Here is a 23148-nt window from a genome sequence, read left to right as displayed (position 1 = left end):
AATTTGTAACCTACCATGTCCATTGGGGTTGATTTCAGGGGAGAGAAAGTAGTTCCTGTCTCAGAGAACCAAACCATTCTGGAGGCATCCTTGGAGGCGGGTATCCCGCATTACCATGCCTGCGGGGGTAAAGGGCAATGCTCTACCTGCCGTATTCTGGTGCTGGAAGGAGCAGAGCAGCTTTCGGCAGTGAATAGCCGGGAGAAAGTGGTGCGGATGGTGCGGAAGCTGCCGGAGAACGTACGGTTGGCGTGCCAAACCTGTGTGCTGGGTGAGGGTGTGCAGGTGCACCGGCTCATCAAAGACGACACCGATCGCTTTATCTTCATCCACGGAGACACAGAAGGCACCACCGAAGTGCTAGGGCAGCGACGGAAAATGGCCTTGTTCTTTATTGACATCCGCAATTTCACTCCCTTCATGGAGCGGAACCTGCCGTTTGACGTGATTCACATCCTGCGGAGAGTCTTCACCCTTTTCCGGAATGCCATAGAGGAAAACAATGGCAAAATCATTGACACGGCGGGCGATGGGCTGTACGCCGTTTTTGGCATAGATTCTAAGATAAAGCAGTCAACCCAGGCGGCGGTGCTGGCCGGAACCAAGATTCTGGAGGATATCCAGAATTTCAACCGTACGTACATGCAGGTCTATTTCAACCATGCTTTTGAGGTGGGCATTGGGGTACACGTAGGGCAGGTAATCTACGGGAATGTAGGCATCGGGTCCAACAACAGCATGTCGGTGATGGGTTTTCCGGTGAATGTAGCGGCCCGGCTGCAGGCTGCCACCAAAGAGCTGAACAACAGCTTTGTGATCTCAGAGGGCGCGTTCAGGATGCTCAAGAACCCTCCTGCGGTGGCGGGCTGCGCCAAAATCAACCTGAAAGGTGTCACCAATGCTTTTGAGGTCCGGCTCATTGGCCAACCCTTCCAATACGCTGCCGTCGTTCCCCAACCGGAATAAGGGCTGTTTTCAGGAAAGTAGGGGCAATCCCTTGTGGTTGCCCCTACAGTAAGTGTTCACTAGCGGACACTTTTTTGTTCAGCGGTGAACACTAGAATACCGGCTGATTTTGTAAATTCACCTTGCCAGCCGCTTCAACGCACTTCCCCCTTGTCTGGCACAGTTTAGGTGTACTTTTTACAAAACGTAACCAAAACCCGTGGAACAGAACCTAGGTAAGATCCTGATCATAGACGACAACGAGGACATTCTCTTTTCAGCCAAGATGCTGCTGAAGAAGTATGCCCAGCAGGTGCTCATTGAAAAAGACCCGCGCAAGATCCCGTTCCTCCTGAACCAGGACACCTATGACCTCATCCTGCTGGACATGAACTTCCACGAGGATACCACCAGCGGCAACGAGGGTTTTTACTGGCTCAAGGAAATCCTGACCAAAGACCCCAGCGCGGTGGTGATCATGATTACGGCCTTCGGCGATGTGGAAATGGCGGTACGAGCCCTCAAAGAAGGCGCCACTGACTTCGTGCTGAAGCCCTGGCAGAACGAGAAACTGATTGCCACCTTGTCGGCGGCGTCTAAGCTCAAGACCTCTTACAAAGAAATCACCACGCTCAAGAAAACGAACTCGGCGCTGGCGTCTCAATTAAGCCAGAACGTGAACCTGATCACCGGCCAAAGCCCGGCCATGCAGCAGCTATTGCACCTCATGAACCGCGTGGCCAAAACCGATGCCGATGTGTTGCTCCTGGGCGAGAACGGCACGGGCAAGGAAGTTATCGCGCGTAGCTTGCACCAGCAATCGGCTCGCGCCGATAAGGTGTTCATCTCCGTGGATATGGGCTCCCTCACCGAGACTCTGTTTGAAAGCGAACTCTTCGGACACAAGAAAGGTGCGTTCACGGATGCCAAGGAAGACCGCGTGGGCCGTTTTGAAATGGCGAACGGCGGTACCTTGTTCCTGGACGAGATCGGGAACCTGTCCATAGCCATGCAGGCCAAACTGCTCACGGTGCTGCAACGCCGCGAAGTGATCAGGGTAGGCACGGGGCAACCCATTCCCATCAACGTGCGGCTCATCTGCGCTACCAACATGCCCTTGCAGCAGATGGTGCAGCAGGGACGTTTCCGGCAAGATTTGCTGTACCGCATCAACACCATTGAACTCAATCTGCCTGCGCTACGCGAACGCTTGGAGGATCTGCCGCTGCTGGTAGACCATTTCCTGAAACGTTACGCCCAGAAATATAAACAACCGGTCAAATCTGTCTCAGCGGCAGCCCTGGAACGGTTGAAACGCTATGACTGGCCCGGCAACATAAGAGAACTGGAGCACGTGTTGGAGCGCGCTTCCATCATCTCAGAAAATCAGGTGTTGCAGCCGCAGGACTTCTTCTTTTTGCAGATGCAACAGCCCTCTTTTGCTGAAAACGTGCCCCAAACGCACAACCTGGACGAGGTAGAACGGGCTACCGTGGTCAAGGCCATGGGCAAGTACGACGGCAACATCTCCAAAGCCGCCAAAGAACTGGGCTTGTCCCGTGCATCATTGTACCGCCGCCTGGAGAAGTATGGGCTTTAAGAACTTCCGGTTTCAGGTAGTGCTGCGGGTGCTGCTGCTGGTGGCATCGGTGTTCCTGTTTTTTCAGGTGGATTTCAAATCTTCGCTGGTGGCTACGCAAGTGGCTATTGGCGTCTTGATTGTGGTGCAGACCATCGCCCTGATCCTGTTTATTGAAAATACCACCGAGCGGCTCATCAAATTCCTGAACACCATCAAGTACGATGATTTTTCTGAGGTTTTCTCCTCGCGCGGGGAAGGGAAAGTCTTTGACGAGCTCTACCAGCGCTACAATGAAGTCATCCGGAAGTTCCGCGACATCCGCTCGGAGAAAGAGGCCACCACGCAGTATTACCAGACCGTAGTGCAGCACATCGGTATTGGTATCATCACGTTTAGAAAGTCTGGCGAGATCCAGTTGATTAATAACGCAGCAAAGCGGCTGTTGCAGGTAGGGCAGCTTTCCCACGTGGAACATCTTAAGAATGAGGCGCCTCAGTTGGTAGAACAACTACTGACGCTGCCCGCCGGACAAAGCAAAGTGCTGCAACTTAAGCGCGGAAAAGAGCGTGTGCCCGTGTCTTTGTTTGTAGTGGATCTGGTCATGCGCGGCGAAGACTTCCGGTTGGCTTCTATCCAGAACATCCAGCGCGAACTGGAAGAGAAAGAGATGGAAGCCTGGCAGAACCTGATAAGGGTGCTCACCCATGAAATCATGAATTCTGTGACACCTATTTCCTCATTAGCCGGCAGCGTGGCCGCCGATATTCAGGATGTGCTGGAAGCCCAGCCTGATGGGCAGATTCTGCTGCAGCGCGAGGAAACTGAAGACATGGGCATGGCGCTGCAAACCATTGAACGCCGCAGCCACGGTCTGGTGCGCTTTGTGCAGGATTTCCGGAGTCTGGCCCGCGTGCCGGTGCCCAAGAAAAAGTTCTTTTCAGTGCCCCAAATGCTAAAGCAGCTGCAAACGCTGTTTCAGGAAGAGCTCACCCATGAAAACATCCAGCTTCTTGTCGATTGCCCTACGACAGAACTGCAAGTGCTTGCCGACCGGGAACTGGTGGAACAGGTGCTCATCAACCTCATCCGGAATGCCATCCATGCCTTAGCCGACCAACCGGTCAAGACCCTGCAAATAGACGCTTACCCGGATCAGGATAGCCGCGTGGTCATTCAAGTTACGGACAACGGGAGTGGCATTGCTGAAGAGGCGTTGGAGCAAATTTTCCTGCCTTTCTACACCACCAAATCTACGGGTACTGGCATTGGCTTGAGCTTGTCCAGGCAGATCATGCGGCTGCACAAAGGCTCCTTAACTGTCAGTTCAGAACTGGGACAGGGTACTACCTTCACGCTTCGTTTTTAAGGTGCTTTTAGAGAAAGGATGCTAAAAAATAGATAGCGCTGGAACTGTTGCTTTCTTCTGCCAGAATTGTATCTTTCCTGTGTGAAAGCCTCTTCTGCGCCCCGCTCTGTCCGTGCTTCTTTTAAGCTGCCCTGGCTTGCGGTATTTCTTTTTCTGTTGGTTATACTGGCGGGGAAAAGTGTCTTGGGTCAAAGCCATAAAGGGAGCGTGATAGGCACCGTTATTGATGCGCAGACAAAACAGCCGTTGGGCTTTGCCACCGTTTTCATCGCCCAGACGACCTATGGCACCAATTCAACCGAGAATGGTTCGTTTAGGCTCTCGGGCCTGCCGGCCGGCTCGCATGAACTGGTGGTGTCTTTTCTGGGCTACGAAAACCTTTCCCATAAAATCACGCTGCAGCCGGGCCAACAATTGGCCTATCGGTTTGAGTTAACGCCCAAAGCCAACGCCCTGCAGGAAATCGTCATTAGGCCAGACACCAACTGGCGGATCAACTACAATGTTTTCCTGAAGAACTTCATCGGGCAAACAGCCAATGCGGCCAAAACGGAGATCGTCAACTCCGATGTGCTGTATTTCCACTTTGATCCACAGGCCCGGCTTCTCACCGCCGAAGCTTCCAAGCCCTTGATCATTGAGAACAACGCCTTAGGGTATCGGGTGCACTTTGTGCTGGAGGCTTTTAAGGTAGATTTTGAGACTGGGCAGACGTTCCATGCCGGGTACCCAAGGTTTGAGAAGATGAAGCCCCGCAGCAAGGCGCAGGAAAAACGGTGGGAGGAAGCCCGACTAAAAGCCTACAATGGCTCGCTCATGCATTTCACGCGGGCGCTCTATACCAAAAGGTTAGAGGCCGAGGGTTTCAATGTGCGTAGGCTGCAGCGCTTGCCCAACCCAAGCCGTCCGCCCGAAGAAGAAATTCAAGCAGGTTTAAAGCGGGCCAGAAGCCTGCTGCAGGCATCCTCTGCTTCCATAACGGTGAACAAAGGTGTAACTCAAGAAGACAGCCTCAGCTACTGGCTGCGCATGGAGCGCATAGACAAAACTGTGGCCTATCTGCACAAAGATCCTATCCCGTATGAGCAATTGATAGCCCCTAGTACTGCCCAGGATCAGCTTAGGCTGCAGTTTGTAGACCATCTCAACGTGGTGTACACCAAAGAAAAGGAAGAGTTGGGTTTTGTCAACAGCAGAGCCTTTTCTCAACGGCGGGCCCCTACCTTCCAAACATCTCTGCTTACCTTATTAGGACCTTACACTTTTATAGAACCCAACGGAATGATATTAAATCCTTATTCCCATTTAGTGGAAGGATACTGGGGTTGGGAAAAGTTAGCCGAGATGCTGCCGCTAGATTATGCACCAGTGGCAGAACAAACGGCTGGACTCTAAAACGTTAGCGTAAAGGGCAGTAGTTTGTCAAAGCTTACATTAGATTTGTTTTAAATTATAATATTGGATAGTTATATATATCTAAAATTGTGACATATTGTGATGAAATTCTTGAGAGGTATCAATTATCACCAATTTTTGTAAAAAAATACTAGAAAGTTCTGCGGGGATAGGGTTTGGGGTGCTTATTTACAGCTGCCTCTAACATGGAATAAAACATATTTCAAGCAAATTATCCTATTCAGAAATAGGAGTAAGCCCTTTTTAGAAAAAGAATATAGAAAACGTTTCCCTCTGCGCATCTGCAGAGAAGATTATATACAGAAAGCGAAAAAAAGATTAAATAAATACTAACCCTAAATCCCGTTCCATGCCCACTTCTACCCTTTTTAACACGCGGTCTTGGCTGACCGTGGCATTTGTTCTGTTCCATTTTGTGGCTTTCGGCCAGGAAGCTCCCGTCAAGTTTGGGAAGGTGACAGAAGAAGAACTTAAGATGAAAGTCTATGACAAAGACACCAGTGCCGCTGCCGTGATTCTGGCAGACTACGGCCGGTCTTACTTCACCTACGCCGAAGATTTTAAAGTGAATTTTGAGCGGGTGCTGCGCATCAAAATCCTTAAGAAAACCGGTTATGATTGGGCCAACCACGTGGTAGCCTATTATCAGAAAAACAGCAGCAAAGAGCAGGTCACCAACATCAAAGGCGCTACCTATAACCTGGAAAACGGGAAAGTGGTGAAAGTGAAATTGGAGGACAAGGCCATCTTTGATGAGAAGGAAACCGCCAACTGGTCTAACAAGAAGTTCACCCTACCCGCCGTAAAAGAAGGGTCAGTGTTGGAGATTTCCTACAACATCAGCTCAGACTTCCTCTTTAACCTGCGTGATTGGACGTTCCAGTACCCTATTCCGGTAGTGTACAGTGAGTACCGGGCCGCTATCCCGGAGTACTTTGAATACAAGCAAGTGCCGCAGGGCTATGAGCCCTTCGTGGTGAACGAGGCTATTCCGGCCAATATGAGTTTCACGGTGCGGTGGAGCAGTTCCATTGAACCAGGGATGAACGGAGGGCGCACCCCTGCGGGCTCTGAAAACATTACCGCCAAAAGTGTAAACCACCGCTGGGTGATGAAAGACGTGCCGGCCATTGCCTCAGAGTCGCACATCACCACCCTGAACGACTATGTTTCCAAAATTGAGTTTGAACTGGAATGGCTGCGGTATCCTAACCAAATCCCGAAGAGAATCGCGGGTAACTGGAATGATCTGACAGAAGAACTGATGACCGATGAGCGCTTCGGTCTGCAGTTGAACCGCACCGGTTTCTTCAAAAGCGAAGTAGCCGCCCTGCCGGCCGCCACCGATACCTTGGCCCGCCTGAACTCGATCTATGAATTTGTGAAGAAATCAGTGAAGTGGAATGGACAGGGAGGAAAGTATGTGACCAGCAGCCTCCGCAAAGCTTTTGACACGAAAACCGGAAACGTGGCCGATATTAATCTGATGTTGGTGGCCATGCTGCGCGATGCCGGTTTTTCCGCCCACCCAGTAGTGTTGAGTACCCGTGACAACGGCCGCGTTCCGTACTCGCCTGTTCTGAGCCGGTTCAACTATGTCATTGCCTACGTGAGGGTGGGTAACAGAGAAATCCTCATGGATGCCACCGACCCGCTGATGCCTATGGGTACGCTGCCTAAGCATTGCTTAAACGGTAAGGGCTGGCTAGCCGCCAAAGGAGCCGGTGACTGGGTAGCCCTTCAGTCGGCTGACCGCACCACCGAGTTGATCAACGCTGATCTGCAGATTCTGGCTTCCGGCGTTTTGAGCGGCAAGGTAATGGAGTCTACCAACGGACTTTGGGCCCTGAACCTGCGCCGGAACGTGCAGGAAACCGGCGAGGCAAAATTCCTGGAGAAACTGGTCAATAACCAGAACCAGTTTGAGCGCAAAGCCCCGACATTCCAGAACCTGAAAGAGCTGTACAAGCCGATGGGCCTGCAATATGAAGTGACCAGCCCGGGAGATACGCAGCCCAAAGACATCATCTATCTTAACCCGATGGTTTTGAAGGAGCAGCAGAGCAACCCGTTCAAGAACGCCACCCGCAAATACCCGGTAGATTTCGGGCATCCTTCAGAAGAGGTGTACATCTGCAACTTCACTATTCCGGATGGCTACGCGATAGAAGAAATGCCTAAGAATGTGGTGCTGGCCTTGCCTGAAAACGGCGGACGATTCACCTACATGCTGCAACAGAACGGAAACAAGATCCAGGTGATGAGCAAAGTGACCATTTCCAAGCCGGTTTTCTACGCTGAGGAATACGAGTACCTGAAGCAGTTCTTCACCCAGATGGTGGCCAAGCACGCAGAGCAGATTGTGTTGAAAAAGAAAGGGTAATCTTGTTTCTAGCTCATTTTTCTTAAATCCATGCAAAAACAATTAACAGTTTTCCTGTTGGCCTTACTGGTGCGTGCCACCTGCTGGGCGGGAGACACGCCTACGTATGCGGCGCTCACCATTAGCCCTGCCTTGTCTAAAGGGGCCAATGCCGTGATCCGCACCGAGGAAACCACCTTCACGGTAAACTCGCCCAAGTCTGCCACAGAAAAAGTAAGGAGGGTAATTACCGTCCTCAATGAAGACGGGCAAAAGCACGCCCGACTGGTGGTAGGCTACGATAAACTGCAGAAGGTAGACTACCTGAAAGGGGTGGTGTATGACATGCTAGGCAAGAAAGCCGGCACCCTGAAAGCGTCTGACATAAAGGATTACAGCGCAAACGGAGAGGGTACCCTGTTTGGTGACAACCGGGTTAAAGTGGTGGGGCTAGCCCATTCTTCTTACCCCTACACTGTGGAGTATGAGTACCAGACTACTACCAGCAACATGCTGTTCTATCCTTTCTGGGAACCGGTTTCCGCAGAGAAAGTTGCCGTAGAACATGCCTCTTTCCAGGTTACCATGCCCACTGGTATGGAGCTGCGCTACAAAGAGCAGCACATGCCAGAGCAGGGGAAAGTAACCCAGCAGGGAAGCCAGAAGGTGTACAGCTGGCAAGTGAAAAACGTGGCTCCCTTGGAAGAGGAAATCTACGGTCCCGATTTCATTGACATTGTACCGGCGGTAAAAACGGCGCCCACCCTTTTTGAGGTGGAAGGCTATGCCGGGACCATGGAGTCCTGGAAAACCCTGGGTGAGTTCCACAACAAGCTGAACGCGGGCCGTGACCTGTTGCCTGAGCAGACGAAACAGCAGATTCTGTCGCTTACCAAAGACATCACCAACCCGAAAGACAAGATAAAAGCCGTTTACCAGTTCATGCAGAACAAGACGCGGTACGTGTCTATCCAGTTAGGAATTGGCGGGTGGCAGCCCTTTGAGGCCTCTATGGTAGACAGCAAAGGCTACGGTGACTGCAAGGCGCTGAGTAACTATACCAAAGCCCTGCTGGAAGTAGCCGGTATCCCCAGCCATTACGCCATCATCTACGGCGGGGCCGACAACCGGCCGGTGATGAAAGACTTCCCTAGCCGCCAATTCAATCACGTAGTGCTGTGCGTACCGGTAGCCAAAGACACTGTCTGGCTGGAATGCACGAGCCAGACTGATGACGCGGGGTACACAGGTTCAAACACCGGCGACCGCTACTCGCTGTTGGTTACCCCAGAAGGTGGCAAATTGGTTTCTACGCCTCGCTTCACCGCCAATGACAATGTTCAGAAACGGGTGGTGCAGGTAAAACTCAATGCCCAGGGAGCAGGCGTGGCAGAGGCGTTCACGCACTTCACCGGCATCCAGCACGAGTCCCGCAATGGCGTGATCCAGTACTACAAGCCCGAGGAACAGCTTAAGTGGCTCTATAAAAACACCCAGATCCCGGCGTTCGAGATCAAGAACTACAACCTGGAGAAAGTGAAAGGCGAGCCGCAGGTGAAGGAGAAACTGCAGTTAGACCTACCTAGGCTGGCCTCGGTGAGCGGCAGACGCCTTTTCATTACGCCCAACCTCATGAACCGCTGGACCTCGGCCCCGCCGGTAAATGAGAGCCGCAAGCAGGATGTCATCTGGCCCATGTCTTTCCATGACGTAGACTCCGTGGAGTACGAGATTCCGGCCGGGTACAAAACCGAGAGCATGCCGCAACCCGTGAAGATTGCCTCTGCCTTTGGTGAGTACCAGGCCCAGGTGCAGATGAAAGGCAACAAACTGATTTACGTGCGCCAGCTTACCATGCACAAAGGCCGCCACAAGGCCGAGCAATACAAAGAGCTGGTGAATTTCCTGAAACAGGTTTCCCGCGCCGATCAGCAGCAAGTAGTCCTGGCCGCCGAAACCACCTGATATTGGAGAGCCCACAAGCCCATGGTTAGATCCATCGGGTTTGTGGGCTTCTTTTTCAAAACCGACCCAAGACAACCAACCCTTTATCATGAATGCCAGAGAACTTTTTACCAAGCCTTGGCTTACCCTGCTGTGGCTTCTCCTGGGGCTTAGTACCCCGGGCTTTTCCGATAATCCCTTCAAAATGGGGCAGGTCACCCCAGACGAACTGAAGATGACTTCCTACGCCCCAGATACCAGTGCCGCCGCGGTGGTGCTGTATGATTTGGGAGAGTCTTCCTTTATCTTCACCAAAGGCACCCAGCTGCAATTCAAACGCATCATCAGAATCAAGATCCTGAAGAAGAACGGCTTGGGCGAGGCAGATTTCGTGATCCCGTATTACGTGCAAAAAGACGGAAACCGCGAAGAAGTGCGCAGCATCAAAGGCGTTACCTACAACTTGGAAAACGGCAACCAGGTGAAAATAAATCTGGAGGATAAAGCCATTTTCGACGAGAAGAGAGATGCCAACTGGCGCCTGAAAAAACTGACCATGCCCGGCGTAAAAGTGGGCTCGGTGATTGAGCTGTCGTATACCATCACCTCAGATTTTTTCAAGCTGCTGCGCGAGTGGGAGTTTCAGCACTCCATACCGGTGAAGTGGAGTGAGTACCGCGTAGGAATGGTTCCTTTCTTTGACTACAAGCAAATTACCTACGGGTACCATCCGTATCATATCAAAGATGCCAAAATTGAGCGTAAAACGGCGGCTATCTCTTGGACTGACAAGGTAGGCTATGCCAACGTGGAAAAGAACGGTGCGCTTTCTATGTCAGTGGTGCAATACCAGTGGGTGATGAAAGACGTGCCCGCGTTCACCGAAGAGCCTTTTCTCTCCAGTGCCAACGACTATATCTCCAAGATAGAGTTTGAGCTCTCCAAGGTGGAATACCCAGAGCAGAAACCGGTGTACATGACCGGCAACTGGGAAGACTTCATGAAAGAGCTGATGAAGGAAGAGGAGTTTGGCGGGCAACTGGCCAACACCGCTTTCCTGAAGAAAAAGGCCGAGGAACTGGTAGCCAGCAAGACAGACTCCCTGGAGAAAGTAAAAGCAGTGATGGAGTACGTGAAAAACAACATGCGCTGGGATGGCAAACACCGCATCTACACCGAGAACCTGCGCAAAGCCTACGAGAACCGTTCTGGGTCTTCTTCTGAGGTGAACCTGGTGCTCACCGCACTTTTGCGCGAGGCAGGCGTAGGAGCCAACCCCATGCTGGTGAGTACCCGCGAGCATGGCCGTCCGGTGACCAATTCTCCTATGATCAGCAAGTTTGACTACGTGATCTCCCACGTGCGCATTGGCGGTAAAAACTACCTGTTAGATGCCACTGAGAAAGACCTTCCCTTCGGGATGTTGCCCTTGCGGTGCCTCAACGGGCAGGGGTGGGTGGCCCAGCAGCCGGCCGGCAAATGGGTGCCTCTCACGGGTAATGACAAGAATATCCAACTTGTATCAGGGCACCTCAAGATACAGCCAACCGGCGAGGTGACCGGCACCCTAACCGAGAACTACCAGGGCGTACCCGCGCTGCAGACGCGCTCTTCTATCCGGAACAAGGGGCAGGAGACGTACATCAAGGAGTATGCAAACGCCGGGGCAGAATGGGTGCGCCAGGGAGTGAAAATCCATAACCTGGAGAACCTGCAGGAGCCCCTCAAAACAGAGTACCAGGTGAACCGGGCCGGAGACAGCGCGCCGGCCTCCTTGCTGTACCTTTCGCCCATGCTTACCCACGCCCAAGAAGAGAACCCGTTTAAGCTGGCCACACGGCTCTACCCGATTGACTTCGGTACCCCGGTAGAGGAAACCTACGTGTTCACCTACCAATTGCCAGAAGGCTACGCCTTGGAAGAGATACCCAAACCTGCAACGGTAACCCTGCCCGGTAACGCTGCCAAATTCACGTATGTGGCCCAGATGATGAATGGGCAACTGCAAATCACTAGTAAGCTCAATATCAACAAAACCTTTTTTGAACCCGGTGAGTACGGAAACCTGCGGGAGTTCTATAACAGGTTGGTAGCGAAACACGCAGAGAAGATTGTGCTGAAGAAGAACTAGTTTTAAGGCTTGTTTCCCTAAAACGCCTTCAAAATCCTTCAACAGGAAAACCTCTGGTTTATATAGCGTATCAAAGAAGAAGCCTTGCCGTTTGGTAAGGCTTCTTCTTTGATACCAAAACAGCAGTCCTAGAAGATCATTCGCCTTTGCCAACCCCGAAAAGAAAAGTAAATGAAAATTAGGCTATCCTTGTTTTTGCTGATTGGTGGGCTGTTCCTGGCAAAGGAGAGTGCAGCCCAACCAGATAACTACAACCATTGGGTGCAGTATTCGGGGGCTTATTGGTTTAGCCCGCAGTGGGTAGCCACCGGCCACTTACAGTACCGCACCTACCAACCGCTAAAAGACCCAAGGGTGATTTTCACCGGGGCCGAGGCCACCTACAACTTCAAAGAAGCCCCGGTTTCTTTGACCACCGGGTATGCCCATCTCTTTAACCGCAACTACATAGGCGCCGAGGAAACCGACTTCGCCCATGAGAATCGACTCTACCAGGCAATCTCCGTGAGGGGTACCCTCTGGAAGGTGGGCATCACGCACCGCTACCAGGTAGAAGAACGGTGGCTTACCCAAGGCTATCACACCCGGTTCCGGTACTTGGTGGGGCTGCGTATTCCGCTAGGTCCCAAAGAACAGGAGGTGCGGCCCTGGTACGGTATTTTGCGCAATGAGGTGCGGGTGATTGTGCGTGACCAGCCCTTTGACTCTAACCGCGTCTTTGGAGGGATTGGGTACACCTTCAACAAGCACCTGACGGTGGAAGGCATGTGGATGTCTCAGTTACACGGCGGCGGCCGGCACCAGCACTTCACCATGCTCACCTTCCGGCATGATTTCGGACGGATGGAAGATTAAGCAAAACTGCTACTTAAGGCACGTTTTCCGGAAAAAGGCTTGAAAGAAGGTCTTTCCCCTTGAGCGGAAACAGAAAAGAGAAAGCCCGTTGCTCTGGAAGGAACAACGGGCTTTATCTTTTTCGTCGGAGTGGCGGGATTCGAACCCACGACCTCCAGCACCCCATGCTGGCGCGATACCAGGCTACGCTACACCCCGATCATTGGTATCTGCTGCAAAGAAAGTGAAAAATCTGTTTTAGCGAAAGGGTAGAAACATTTTGCCGCAGATTTGGGGCTTTTTTCCTGAAAACCCGCCTAAAATAGCTTACCCGGAAAAATCCAGGGGCACAAGTTTCAATCTATCCTTACTTCAAGACATAGCCTTTGGGCAGTTCTGGCTTTTGCAGGCCCTCAATGTAGTAGGTTGCCAGGGTGCGAGCAAGAAGAGGGTAGAAGCCGCGCTGGTTTGCCAGTACAATGAAGGTCAGTTTCTGGTCATCGAACCGAATGTAATCGGCTAGAGCGGGGCCGCCAGTGTGGCCAGAAACTTTATGCCCCTGGTACTGATCAGAAACAAACCCAATCCCGAAGGAGCCTTTCTTGCCATCTTTTAGCGGCAGACCGTTGAGTAACATAGCTTGCGTAGCGGGTGTCAGGAACTTGCCTTCGTCCAAGGTTTGGGCAATCTTGGCCATGTCTTCAATAGAAGTGTAAATTCCGCCGGAACTGTACCCAGTGGCCCCAAATTGCATGTCACTGATCTGGTACTTGCCCCCGTGATAGGCGTACACCGTAGCCTCTTTGGGCAGCACCTCGGCCGTTCTGATGTGGTTATTAGGATCTTCCCGGCCGTTGTTCACAAAGGTGTGCTTCATGCCCAACGGATCCAGGACAAACTCCTTCAAGGCCTCATAAAACACCTTGCCGGTTTTCTTTTCGATGAGGTGCTGCAGAATCCAGTAGTCGGCGCTCACATAAAAAGATTGGGTGCCGGGTTCATAGGTCATCTCGTTTTTCTTGGCCAGGTCAAAGGCTTCCTTGGGCGTTTTCCCAGCGAAGACATTGCCAATCCAGATGCCCGACTGGTGGGCGGCCAGTTGCTGCACCGTGATAGGTTTCCAGTAGTAAGGAATAGAGTCAAAGAGCTCACCCATGGTTTGGTCGGGGCGGAGTACTTTCTCGTCAAACAGCTTGCCCAGGAGCATGGCTGTGAAGAGCTTGGAGCAGGAGGCCGTTTGGAACACCGTTTCTTTGTCTACCGGTGCCTTCCACGCCAGGTTGGCGAATCCCATCTGGCCCTGGTGGATGATTTTCCCGTCTTTTACCACGGCAAACGCAATGCCGGGAACATGGTGCTCGGCCATGGCTTGTTGCAGGGCTAACTCTGCCTCTTTCTTAGGGCTTTTCTGGGCAAAAGCCGCCACGCAAAAGAGCAGGCAAAAAATAAAACTAAAGCAGGAAGAACGATAAGAGGCCATCATCTTAGGAAAGTTAAAGGTTGAACATCAGGGCCATGGAGTACATCGGGAGGATCGGAAACCTACTGGACCTACCCTTGGTGGCTCATGGCAAAGGTGCTTGAAAAGGGAAGGGGGAGCAATCCCATAAAAGGGTGATTTTTAGGGGGAGCACTACCTAAGGCCACCGCAGAATGCTACATTTACAGAAGAATCTACCTGGTATGCAGCTCCGCTTGATCTTCTGGTTTTTTCTGCTCCTTGCCTTTCTGGCCAGCCAGGAAGGGTATGCCATCCCGCAGCCCGCGGCTTACGTGTACCTGCACCTAAACCAGGAAGACGGACTAGCCAGCAGCCATGTACTGGCTTTGGTGCAGGACAAAAAAGGGTTTCTTTGGATTGGCACCAACAACGGGTTGCAGCGATATGACGGGCGCAGGTTTCTCCACTACCGCTACCAGGCCCAGAACCCCAACAGCCTGGCCTCTGATATTGTAGATGCCCTGCTGGAAGACAAAGCCGGAAACCTCTGGATTGCCTCCGCCACCACGGTCACGATTTACTTTCCTGAGCAGGAGCGTTTCCAGCGCATTTCGGTTCCCAAAGGGCTAAACAATAACCGTGTGCGCGACATCCAATTGCATCAGGATGCCCAAGGTCGTATCTGGCTTCTTTCTGACCAGAATGAGGAGGCGTTGTTGTATTCAGAAGCGCAACAGGCTTTTCTGCCGATTTCAGGAAAATGGCCCCAAAGCACCAAGACGCAACTTTACCAAACCTATGCTCCCTTGGCGGGAATAAGGCTTGAAGATGATTACCTGTTTTTGAAAGACCGGCGCGGAACTGTGTGGGGAGGCGGTTCCCAGTTACTGGCCCTTTTCCCCGGTGAGCGGAAATTTCAGGTAATCCCTGAGCAAAACGGCCACCGCTACGGTCTGGACTTCAACCGGATTCTGAGCCTGCTGGAAGACCGCGAAGGCACCATCTGGCTTGGCACCGATAAAGGGTTGTATTACTTCCATCCCAGTCAGCAGCGGTTTTTCTCAGTGCAGCCACCAGGTTTCGGCCCGGCGGAATCTTCGGCCCGAGGGGTGACTGATTTCCTGGAGTTGCCGGCGCAACAAGAGGTGTGGGTGTCTTCGGTGGAAGGAGACATCATGGTGTATGACCAGCAGTTCAGGTTCAAGCGCCGCTATCAGTTCAAAGACGCCCAAGGGAACCCCTCGGCGGTATGGAGTCTGCTGCGCGGCCCTGACAAAACGGTGTGGGCCGGAGGCTACGGCGGAAGATTGCTGCAAATAGGCCAGACAGGAGAAACGCCGTTGCGCTATGTGCAGCCAGCCACCTTAGCCGGGCAGATTCTTTTAAGGGACGCCCAAGACCAGGACGGTACTCTTTGGTTAGGCACTGACCAAGGAAAACTTGTGTCCTGGCATCCTGAGCGGCAAGAATTTACCTCCTTGCCCATTCAGGAAGACACCAGAAACTGGGGGCGCATTCAGCGGATCTTGTTCGGGAAGGAGAATGATCTGTGGGTAGCTACCTCGCGCGGCGGCGTTTTTCAGTTGGATAAGCATACAGGAGCCATCAAGGGGAGGTATAACACGCAAAGCCAGCCCCGCTTGCTGTCAAACGAGATGGGAGACATGGCCTGGTACTCCCCCACCGTTTTGGTGGCCACTTCCATTGCCGGGGTCCATCTCATCAACTTGCAAACAAACAAAGTACGCGTACTCACCACTGCCCAAGGGTTGCCGGCCAATGCGGTGCTCAACGTGCTCCCGCACGCCAACGGTGATTTGTTTCTGACTACCCAGTACAACGTGTTCAGGTGGAGCGCCGCCACGGGCCATGTCACTACCTATGGGACCAGAGACGGAATCCTAAACCAGACATTCCCCTTCCATGCTTCCGAGCAATTGCAAGATGGGCGTCTGCTCTTGGGCACCCTGCAAGACTTCTTCTATTTCCACCCGGATAGCCTGGTGGAGAAGATGCCGCCACCCCAGGTGCAGCTAACGGGTGTCCAGATTTTCAACAAGCCCATTTCCCTGGACTCGGCCCTAAGAAAAGAGCAGCGGCTGGAACTGACACACCGGCAGAACTTCTTCACGGTCGCGTTTGCCTCGCCCAGCTACTATGACCAGGACAAGATCACCTATTACTACCAACTAGAAGGCATTGACCCCAGTTGGGTAAAAGCAGGCCCAGGGCAGGCTGCCAGTTACACCAATGTGCCCGGCGGCGATTACCTGCTCAAGGTGAAAGCCGAAAGAAGCGGGATTTTCTCACCGCACGTCACCACTTTGGCCATTCACGTCACCCAGCCCTTTTGGAAAACAGGTTGGTTCTACCTCTTACTGGTGCTGGCGCTGGCTGGTGTGCTGTATGCGTTATACCGACTACGGATTAATCGGTTGTTGGCCCTGCAACAGGTACGCACCCGCATTGCGCGTGACCTGCACGATGACGTGGGCTCTACCCTCAGTACCATCAACATCCTGGCCGAGGTGGCGCAAAAGCAGGTGCTGGGTGATAGTGAAAAAGCCAAGGGGTATCTGCACAAGATCAGCGGTTACTCGCAGCAGATGATGGACAAGATGGATGACATTGTATGGTCCATCAACCCCTTAAACGATTCCATGCTGAGTCTCACCGCCCGTATGCGCGCGTTTGCGGTAGAAATTCTGGAGCCGAAGGAGATCGCCTTCAAACTGGAGGTAGAGAAGCCGGTTCTGTCCTTGCAATTGCCTCTCAACCTCAGGCATGACCTGTACCTTATTTCCAAGGAAGCACTTAACAACGCTGCCAAATACGCTGATTGTGGACAGGTTTCTGTGACTTTGACGCTGCAAGCTTCCTGCCTGCTCCTGACCATCCAAGACGATGGCCAAGGCTTTGACCTGGAGGAAGCTACTGGAGGAAACGGGCTCGGGAACATGGAACGGCGGGCGCAATCGCTTCGTGGGCAACTTCAGATTCTCACCGAGAGAGGCCAGGGCACCACCATCCGCTTGAAAGTACCTCTCCGCAAAACCCACCGCAGACTAAGTCCTTTGCACCATGACCAGGTTACTCCTTTATGAAGACAATGCTCCCTTGCGGGAAAGCCTGTCGCTGCTCCTAGACCAAGCCGATGGGTTCACCGTAGTAGGGGCTTTTCCTACCTGTGACCAGGTCCTGGCTGAGGTGAAGCGCCTACAGCCAAGCGTCGTGCTCATGGACATTGACATGCCCGGCATTGGCGGAATAGCCGGTCTCAAGCTCCTCAAAAGCCAGTACCCCGAGGTGAAAGTGGTGATGCTGACCGTGTTTGATGACAACTACAACGTTTTTGAGGCCATGAAAGCAGGGGCAGACGGATATCTTCTGAAGAAGACGCCACCCGCCAAACTCATTGAGGCCATGCAAGACGTTTGTGAGGGCGGGGCGCCTATGACGTCCTCGGTAGCCCGGCAAGTGCTGCAACTATTCGCCCAAAAGCCCGAGGCCATGCCGCAAGAAGATTACCAACTAAGCGAGCGGGAAAAGGAGGTACTCCAAGGCCTGGTGAACGGCTACAGCTACAAGATGATTGCCGCTGAGCTGTACATTTCCCTGGAAACCGTTCGGTCACATATCAAGAAAATCTACGAGAAACTGCAGGTACACTCCAAGACCGAGGCCCTCAATAAAGTGTACAAAGGAAGAGTGCTTTAGCAAAGCCTTTGATACTTCCGGCCAGAGTGTGGCAGCCCCGCGTTTTACCCCTGCTTTCCGCAAAATAAGCTGCAATCAAGAGGGTGTTTGGTTTACCTCAGCCGGAAGTACTGGTTTTTCACATTTGGCAGGTAGAGGATAGACGCAAGAGCAAATCTTTGATCTGGCTACTGTTTTTATTGAGGGGCAAGAACGCCGAGGCTGACTCAAAGGTATGGTTCATCTCCTGGTATCCCGGATCAGTCACCCCTTTCTGATAATCACCTAAATTTGGTTTATGGATTCTTCGCGGCGCGAAGTTATTCATAATGGTTATGCTAGCCGGGTGAAGTTCGTTTGTAAGAGACAGCGAATGCTCAGCCTGTGCATCAACCGAAAGTCCCCCCAAATACACTCTATAGACCTTTCTTGAGATAACGTGCGTGCGTTTGATATTCTCTGTCACCTGAAACGTCAGCATGCAGTCGTCTACCTCAATATACCCTATGTGGTACAAGGTTTTATAGATCCCGATAGGGCCTTGGTCGGTGAGGGCGGTAAGCAATTGGTTTCTGAGTTCTGTAATGCTTTCTTGCCGTGTCTGAGCCTTTAGGGGCAATAGATGGAACAGGCTTAGTGCCAGAAGAAAGAGGCACGAGTTTGCTCTTTTGGTCATTTGTGGGTGATAATGGGACCGCAAGTTACCAAAAAAAATGCACCGGTGTTATGCCCTTGTGGCGCACTGGAAAGCCCTCTGTTTAGGGCTTGGTTTTAGCAAACCAGACCCTAAACAGCTACTCCAGATCCTCGGTCTGCAACTGGCGCTCATACAAGGCACGGTACAGGCCGTCAGACTCCAGCATCAGCTCCTCATGGGTGCCATGTTGTACTACCACGCCATCGTCTAGCACCAGAATGCGGTTGGCTAGTTTCACAGAACTGACGCGGTGCGAGATAATGATAGAGGTGCGGTTCTCCATCACGCGCTGCAGGCTGTTCAGAATGGCATTTTCCGTCTTGGTGTCTACCGCTGAAAGCGAGTCATCTAGAATCAAAATCTTAGGCTCGCGGGCCAGGGCGCGGGCAATGGACACGCGCTGTTTCTGACCTCCCGAAAGCGTGATGCCGCGCTCACCCAGCACCGTGTCAAATTGCGCTGGGAAGTGCATGATGTTCTCGTAGACATCGGCATCTTTGGCGGCCTGCAGCATTTTCTCCTCTGGTAAGGCATCCACCCCAAACCCGATGTTGTTTCTGATAGAGTCTGAGAACAGGAACACGTCTTGCGGCACGTAGCCAATCTGGCTGCGCAGGTTGGTGATGTTGTAGTTTCGGATGTCTTCGCCGTCAATGAGAATGCGACCGCCGGTAGCATCATACAAACGACAAATCAAAGCCGCGATGGTGCTCTTGCCCGAGCCGGTATTCCCAATCACAGCCAGCGTATCGCCGGGATTGATCTGGAAGGACAGTTTCTTTAACGCGTGGATGCCGGTGTCTGGATAGACAAAATCCACCTCGTCAAAAACAATGGCGCCTTTGATGTCCTTCTCCAGGTTCTTTTGCGAAATGATGTCGGTTTTGGTGTTCAGGAACTCGTTTATCCGCTCCTGAGAGGCCGCGGCGCGCTGCACCAAAGAAGTTGTCCAGCCCAGGGCCGTCACGGGCCAGGTCAGCATGTTCACGTAAATCAGGAACTCGGCAATTACGCCTGGCGTGATGCTGCCGTTGATGACCTGTTTTCCGCCCAACCACACCGTGATGATAGTGCTCAAGCCAATCAAGAATAGAATGAGCGGGAAGAACAGTGAGTTCACGAAGTTCAGCTCCAGCGATTTGTCTTTGTAGGTGTTGCTGGCAGTGGTGAAGTTGGCATGTGAGTCCTGCTCCCGCACAAAGGACTTCAACACCCTAATGCCCGAGAACGCCTCCTGCACAAACGTGGTGATACCGCTAAGGCTTTTCTGGATCTCGTCTGATTTCTTCTCAATGATGTTGTTCACATAGTAAATGCTCACTGAGAGAATGGGCAGCGGCAACAGCGTGTAAATGGTCAATTCCACGTTCACGGTCAGCATGTACGGGATCACCATCAGGAAAAGCACAATCAAGTTTACGCCATACATAATGGCCGGCCCCAAATACATGCGCACGCGGCTCACGTCCTCTGAAATCCGCGCCATTAAATCGCCGGTGTTGTTCTTCCGGTAGAAGGAGAGGGGCAAGGTCTGGTAGTGAGCGTAGATTTCGTTTTTGAGGTCGTTTTCAATTAACCGGCTCATCACAATGATGGTCTGCCGCATGAAAAACAGGAAAATGCCGCGCAAGAGGGCCATGAGCACAATCACGGCACCATAGAACAAGGTGCTTCGGGCGAAGGAGTCATACACTTGCTCCTGCTGCGCAAACCCTTCGTGGAGGTTGTACATGGTAATGCCCTCGCGCACCAAGTCAAAGGCGTGGCGCACCACCTGCGCCGGAATAATGGCGAAGATGTTAGAGACAATCACAAACACAATGCCCCAGAAGAACCGGAACTTGTATTTGAGCAGATATTTATTGAGGTATTTAAGAGATTTCACAGGCTACATTTAAAGAAAATACGTACTAACACTTGTTAGGATTTTCTTGGTCTTCAAAAATATAAAATTAATTTTGTGTCAAAATTACCAATTCGCTTCCCCAATATCTAACAAAGACTAGTTGGTATTCAAGGTAAAAACAAAACATGATAGAAGTTAAAGATCTAACCACTGAGCAGGAAACCTCGGTTTTCAGCCAAATAAGCGAATACAACCATGAGCAAGTGGTTTTCTGCCACGACCATGACACCGGCTTAAAGGCGATCATTGGCGTGCATAACACCGTACTGGGGCCTGCCCTGGGTGGTACCCGTATGTGGACATACGCAACGGAGGCAGAAGCGCTGCGCGATGTGCTGCGTCTTTCCCGCGGCATGACGTTTAAATCGGCTATCTCGGGTTTGAACCTGGGTGGCGGAAAAGCCGTGATCATCGGCGACTCCAAAAAAGACAAGACCGAAGCCATGATGCGCAAGTTCGGGCGGTTCGTGAACAACCTGAACGGCAAGTACATCACCGCCGAGGATATGGGTATGACTACCCAAGACATGGCGTACATCGGGATGGAAACCAAGTACGTAGCCGGTTTGCCAGAATCACAGGGCGGCAGCGGTGACCCATCACCGGTTACAGCTTACGGAACCTACATGGGTATGAAAGCCGCGGCTAAAAGAGCTTGGGGCAATGACAGCCTAGCCGGAAAGAAAATCTCCGTGCAGGGAACCGGCCACGTAGGTGGTTACCTGATTGACTACCTGGTGAAAGAAAACGCCCAGTTGTTCATCACTGACATTGACCAGGAGCGTTTAAAGCGCATCTCGGCGGCTACCGGTGCTACCGTAGTTGGTTTGGACGAGATCTATGACGTGGACGTGGATATCTATTCACCTTGCGCCATGGGAGCCACCATCAATGACAACACCCTGTCTCGCCTGAAGTGCCAGGTAATTGCCGGCTGCGCGAACAACCAGCTGAAGAACGAAGACATCCACGGACCAGCGCTGGTAGACATGGGCATCGTGTACGCCCCAGACTTCCTGATCAACGCCGGTGGTATCATCAACGTGTATTCAGAAGTGAAGAAGCTGAATCGCGAGTGGGCCATGCAGCAAACCGAGCAGATCTACAACACCACGCTCAACATCTTCGCGAAAGCGGAGGCTGACGGTACGCACACGCAAAGAGCTGCTACTGAAATCGCGCAGAAGCGCATTGATGACATGGCTAAGATTAAGCAGACCTACTAATTGCCGCCTCCTTCTGGAGGAATAAAGACAGTGAATGCGTTTTCGGACTGGTTTGAAGAAACCGGGCCGGAGACGCATTCTGCTTTTTAGTCTTTTGCGCCCTAGCACACGCGCCCGTTGCACCAGGGAATAAGGTATCCCTTATAGAAACTAAATTAAAAGAACTCCGGTTTGCTTCTTGCTCCTTTCCTTCGGACCTTTGCGGCTGAATTGGGGGCCGGGTCGTATAAGCCTTTACGGCTACCCGCTTCAATCCAACTTTTACCCTTATTTTCACGTTCACCACGTTCTTTCCTTATTATCATGCTCAACCGCAGAATACTCCGAATCAAAGCGATGCAAGCTATTTACGCCTACGTGCAGGCGGAGGGATCTAACTACCAGTTAGCCCTGGATTTGATCTCGGATAGATTTGCCCCAGACCTGATGGCCATTGAGGCGCAGGACCGTAAAAAACTGGAGGGCCAGAAGCAGATCGCCAGCCTGCTGTTCAAAGAGTGGTACGAGACCCGCAAATTTGATACGGAAGAAAAAGACCGTGAAATCTTAGACGCCGCCCAGGCAGCCGTTAATTTCTACCAGAATTCCCTGCGCAAAGACTTAAAATACTTCGGTAACCAGATGCTGACCGCTGCTGAGGAAATCTATGACCGGTATCTGCTTACCCTCTTGGTAGCCCAGGAACTGGTGAACCTCGTTGAGAGCGAAGAGCAGAAAGCCGCCACCCGTTTCACCGAGCGCAAGGACGTTACCCTACGGCCACTGTTGCGGAACAAAGCCTTGCAGAAGCTGCTTAGCAACAAATTCCTGGAGCAGCGCGTCATCCGCCGGAACCTTTCCTGGGCCGGAGAGATGGAAGTGATCCAGAAGATTTACCGCAACGGCCTCAAGAATGACGAGGAGGTGTTGGCCTACCTGCAGATCCAGGACCCAACCTACGAGCAAGACCACGAATTGCTGAAACATATCTTCAAAAACGTTATCTTTAAGGACGAGAACCTGCAGAACCTGTTTGAGGAGAAAGACCTAAACTGGGTAGAAAATAAATCAGTGGTGAAGAACCTGGTGAACAAATCCATCAAGATGCTGGAGGAGAACACGGATGAAAACCTTGCTCTGTTAGACTTGTCGGCCAGCTGGGAAGACGACAAAGCCTTCTTTGAGGACCTTTACAACGAGACCCTGAAAGATGACGAGAAGTACGAGGCCATGATCTCTGAAAGCGTGCAGAACTGGGATGTGGAGCGGGTAGCGCAGCTAGACAAGATCATCCTGAAAATGGCGCTCTGCGAGATGCACATTTTCAGAAGCATCCCCGTGAAGGTGACCATCAATGAGTACATTGACATCTCCAAGGTATACAGCACGCCTAAGAGCAAGCAGTTTGTCAACGGTGTGCTGGACAGAATATCACAAGACCTGATTGCGAGCGGGGCCATCCGGAAATCGGGAAGAGGGTTGCTGGATAACAAATAATCCTGGCGGTCTTTCGTTCGTATGGATATAATGCGTGTACCGTGCAGCGTTTTGGGCAGGTTTTGAGAGAAACAAGGCTAAAACGCGGCACGGGACATTCAAAACAACAATCTTATATAACACTAC

Annotated in this window: 15 protein-coding genes and 1 tRNA gene; 12 read left to right on the top strand and 4 right to left on the bottom strand. The window is 52.0% G+C overall.

What is annotated here, in order from left to right:
• Positions 1-15: 15 nt before the first annotated feature.
• The 8 genes from ACW9SV_RS06835 (at position 16) to ACW9SV_RS06800 (ending at position 12601) form a co-directional block, all read left to right on the top strand.
• Positions 16-966, top strand: coding sequence for an adenylate/guanylate cyclase domain-containing protein (locus ACW9SV_RS06835; RefSeq protein WP_479555993.1), 951 nt, complete (start codon positions 16-18; stop codon positions 964-966).
• Between the two features lie 199 nt (positions 967-1165).
• A complete protein-coding gene (locus ACW9SV_RS06830; RefSeq protein ID WP_479555992.1) occupies positions 1166-2545 on the top strand; it encodes a sigma-54-dependent transcriptional regulator in 1380 nt (459 codons plus the stop codon).
• On the top strand, positions 2505-3893 hold the full coding sequence (locus ACW9SV_RS06825; protein WP_479555991.1) for a sensor histidine kinase: 1389 nt from the start codon (positions 2505-2507) through the stop codon (positions 3891-3893). The genes ACW9SV_RS06830 and ACW9SV_RS06825 overlap by 41 nt, the downstream gene beginning before the upstream one ends.
• Before the next feature lie 183 nt (positions 3894-4076).
• On the top strand, positions 4077-5288 hold the full coding sequence (locus ACW9SV_RS06820; RefSeq protein WP_479555990.1) for a carboxypeptidase-like regulatory domain-containing protein: 1212 nt from the start codon (positions 4077-4079) through the stop codon (positions 5286-5288).
• Between the two features lie 370 nt (positions 5289-5658).
• Positions 5659-7692: a DUF3857 domain-containing protein gene (locus ACW9SV_RS06815; protein ID WP_479555989.1), complete on the top strand. Its 2034-nt coding sequence runs from the start codon at positions 5659-5661 to the stop codon at positions 7690-7692.
• Positions 7693-7722: 30 nt separating this feature from the next.
• Entirely contained in the window at positions 7723-9636 is a 1914-nt protein-coding gene (locus tag ACW9SV_RS06810; protein WP_479555988.1) for a DUF3857 domain-containing protein, read from the top strand.
• Between the two features lie 88 nt (positions 9637-9724).
• Complete coding sequence (locus tag ACW9SV_RS06805) at positions 9725-11746, top strand: DUF3857 domain-containing protein (protein WP_479555987.1); 2022 nt, start codon at positions 9725-9727, stop codon at positions 11744-11746.
• 171 nt (positions 11747-11917) lie between these two features.
• Complete coding sequence (locus ACW9SV_RS06800; RefSeq protein WP_479555986.1) at positions 11918-12601, top strand: DUF2490 domain-containing protein; 684 nt, start codon at positions 11918-11920, stop codon at positions 12599-12601.
• A 124-nt stretch (positions 12602-12725) separates the two neighbouring features.
• On the opposite strand, the gene ACW9SV_RS06795 is transcribed toward ACW9SV_RS06800, so the two are convergent.
• Both ACW9SV_RS06795 and ACW9SV_RS06790 read right to left on the bottom strand, forming a co-directional pair.
• Positions 12726-12799: transfer RNA gene (locus ACW9SV_RS06795), tRNA-Pro, on the bottom strand.
• Positions 12800-12947: 148 nt separating this feature from the next.
• Entirely contained in the window at positions 12948-14063 is a 1116-nt protein-coding gene (locus ACW9SV_RS06790) for a serine hydrolase domain-containing protein (protein ID WP_479555985.1), read from the bottom strand.
• Between the two features lie 170 nt (positions 14064-14233).
• Between ACW9SV_RS06790 and ACW9SV_RS06785 the strand changes: the two genes are divergently transcribed.
• Both ACW9SV_RS06785 and ACW9SV_RS06780 read left to right on the top strand, forming a co-directional pair.
• Positions 14234-17125, top strand: coding sequence for a sensor histidine kinase (locus ACW9SV_RS06785; RefSeq protein WP_479555984.1), 2892 nt, complete (start codon positions 14234-14236; stop codon positions 17123-17125).
• Entirely contained in the window at positions 17103-17738 is a 636-nt protein-coding gene (locus ACW9SV_RS06780) for a response regulator transcription factor (protein WP_479555983.1), read from the top strand. Before ACW9SV_RS06785 ends, ACW9SV_RS06780 begins: the two co-directional genes overlap by 23 nt.
• A gap of 118 nt (positions 17739-17856) precedes the next feature.
• On the opposite strand, the gene ACW9SV_RS06775 is transcribed toward ACW9SV_RS06780, so the two are convergent.
• The gene (locus ACW9SV_RS06775) at positions 17857-18393 is read right to left on the bottom strand and encodes a hypothetical protein (RefSeq protein WP_479555982.1); all 537 of its coding nucleotides are present in this window, start codon (positions 18391-18393) and stop codon (positions 17857-17859) included.
• Between the two features lie 118 nt (positions 18394-18511).
• Positions 18512-20299: an ABC transporter ATP-binding protein gene (locus ACW9SV_RS06770; protein WP_479555981.1), complete on the bottom strand. Its 1788-nt coding sequence runs from the start codon at positions 20297-20299 to the stop codon at positions 18512-18514.
• Positions 20300-20445: 146 nt separating this feature from the next.
• Between ACW9SV_RS06770 and ACW9SV_RS06765 the strand changes: the two genes are divergently transcribed.
• On the top strand, positions 20446-21546 hold the full coding sequence (locus ACW9SV_RS06765; RefSeq protein WP_479555980.1) for a Glu/Leu/Phe/Val dehydrogenase dimerization domain-containing protein: 1101 nt from the start codon (positions 20446-20448) through the stop codon (positions 21544-21546).
• 336 nt (positions 21547-21882) lie between these two features.
• Positions 21883-23022, top strand: coding sequence for a transcription antitermination factor NusB (gene nusB, locus ACW9SV_RS06760; RefSeq protein WP_479555979.1), 1140 nt, complete (start codon positions 21883-21885; stop codon positions 23020-23022).
• The last annotated feature ends 126 nt before the right edge of the window (positions 23023-23148 follow it).

This window comes from Rufibacter sp. JT20002, assembly GCF_056491185.1.
Note: the sequence above shows the minus strand (reverse complement) of the source record. Positions and strands in the feature narration are given on the sequence as shown.

Bases quoted from the DNA above. Each gene is read 5' to 3' on its own strand.
- ACW9SV_RS06765 (WP_479555980.1), top strand. From the start codon at position 20,446: ATGATAGAAGTTAAAGATCTAACCACTGAGCAGGAAACCTCGGTTTTC.
- ACW9SV_RS06805 (WP_479555987.1), top strand. From the start codon at position 9,725: ATGAATGCCAGAGAACTTTTTACCAAGCCTTGGCTTACCCTGCTGTGG.
- ACW9SV_RS06800 (WP_479555986.1), top strand. From the start codon at position 11,918: ATGAAAATTAGGCTATCCTTGTTTTTGCTGATTGGTGGGCTGTTCCTG.
- ACW9SV_RS06775 (WP_479555982.1), bottom strand. From the start codon at position 18,393: ATGACCAAAAGAGCAAACTCGTGCCTCTTTCTTCTGGCACTAAGCCTG.
- ACW9SV_RS06790 (WP_479555985.1), bottom strand. From the start codon at position 14,063: ATGATGGCCTCTTATCGTTCTTCCTGCTTTAGTTTTATTTTTTGCCTG.
- ACW9SV_RS06835 (WP_479555993.1), top strand. From the start codon at position 16: ATGTCCATTGGGGTTGATTTCAGGGGAGAGAAAGTAGTTCCTGTCTCA.
- nusB (WP_479555979.1), top strand. From the start codon at position 21,883: ATGCAAGCTATTTACGCCTACGTGCAGGCGGAGGGATCTAACTACCAG.
- ACW9SV_RS06815 (WP_479555989.1), top strand. From the start codon at position 5,659: ATGCCCACTTCTACCCTTTTTAACACGCGGTCTTGGCTGACCGTGGCA.
- ACW9SV_RS06810 (WP_479555988.1), top strand. From the start codon at position 7,723: ATGCAAAAACAATTAACAGTTTTCCTGTTGGCCTTACTGGTGCGTGCC.
- ACW9SV_RS06780 (WP_479555983.1), top strand. From the start codon at position 17,103: ATGACCAGGTTACTCCTTTATGAAGACAATGCTCCCTTGCGGGAAAGC.
- ACW9SV_RS06785 (WP_479555984.1), top strand. From the start codon at position 14,234: ATGCTACATTTACAGAAGAATCTACCTGGTATGCAGCTCCGCTTGATC.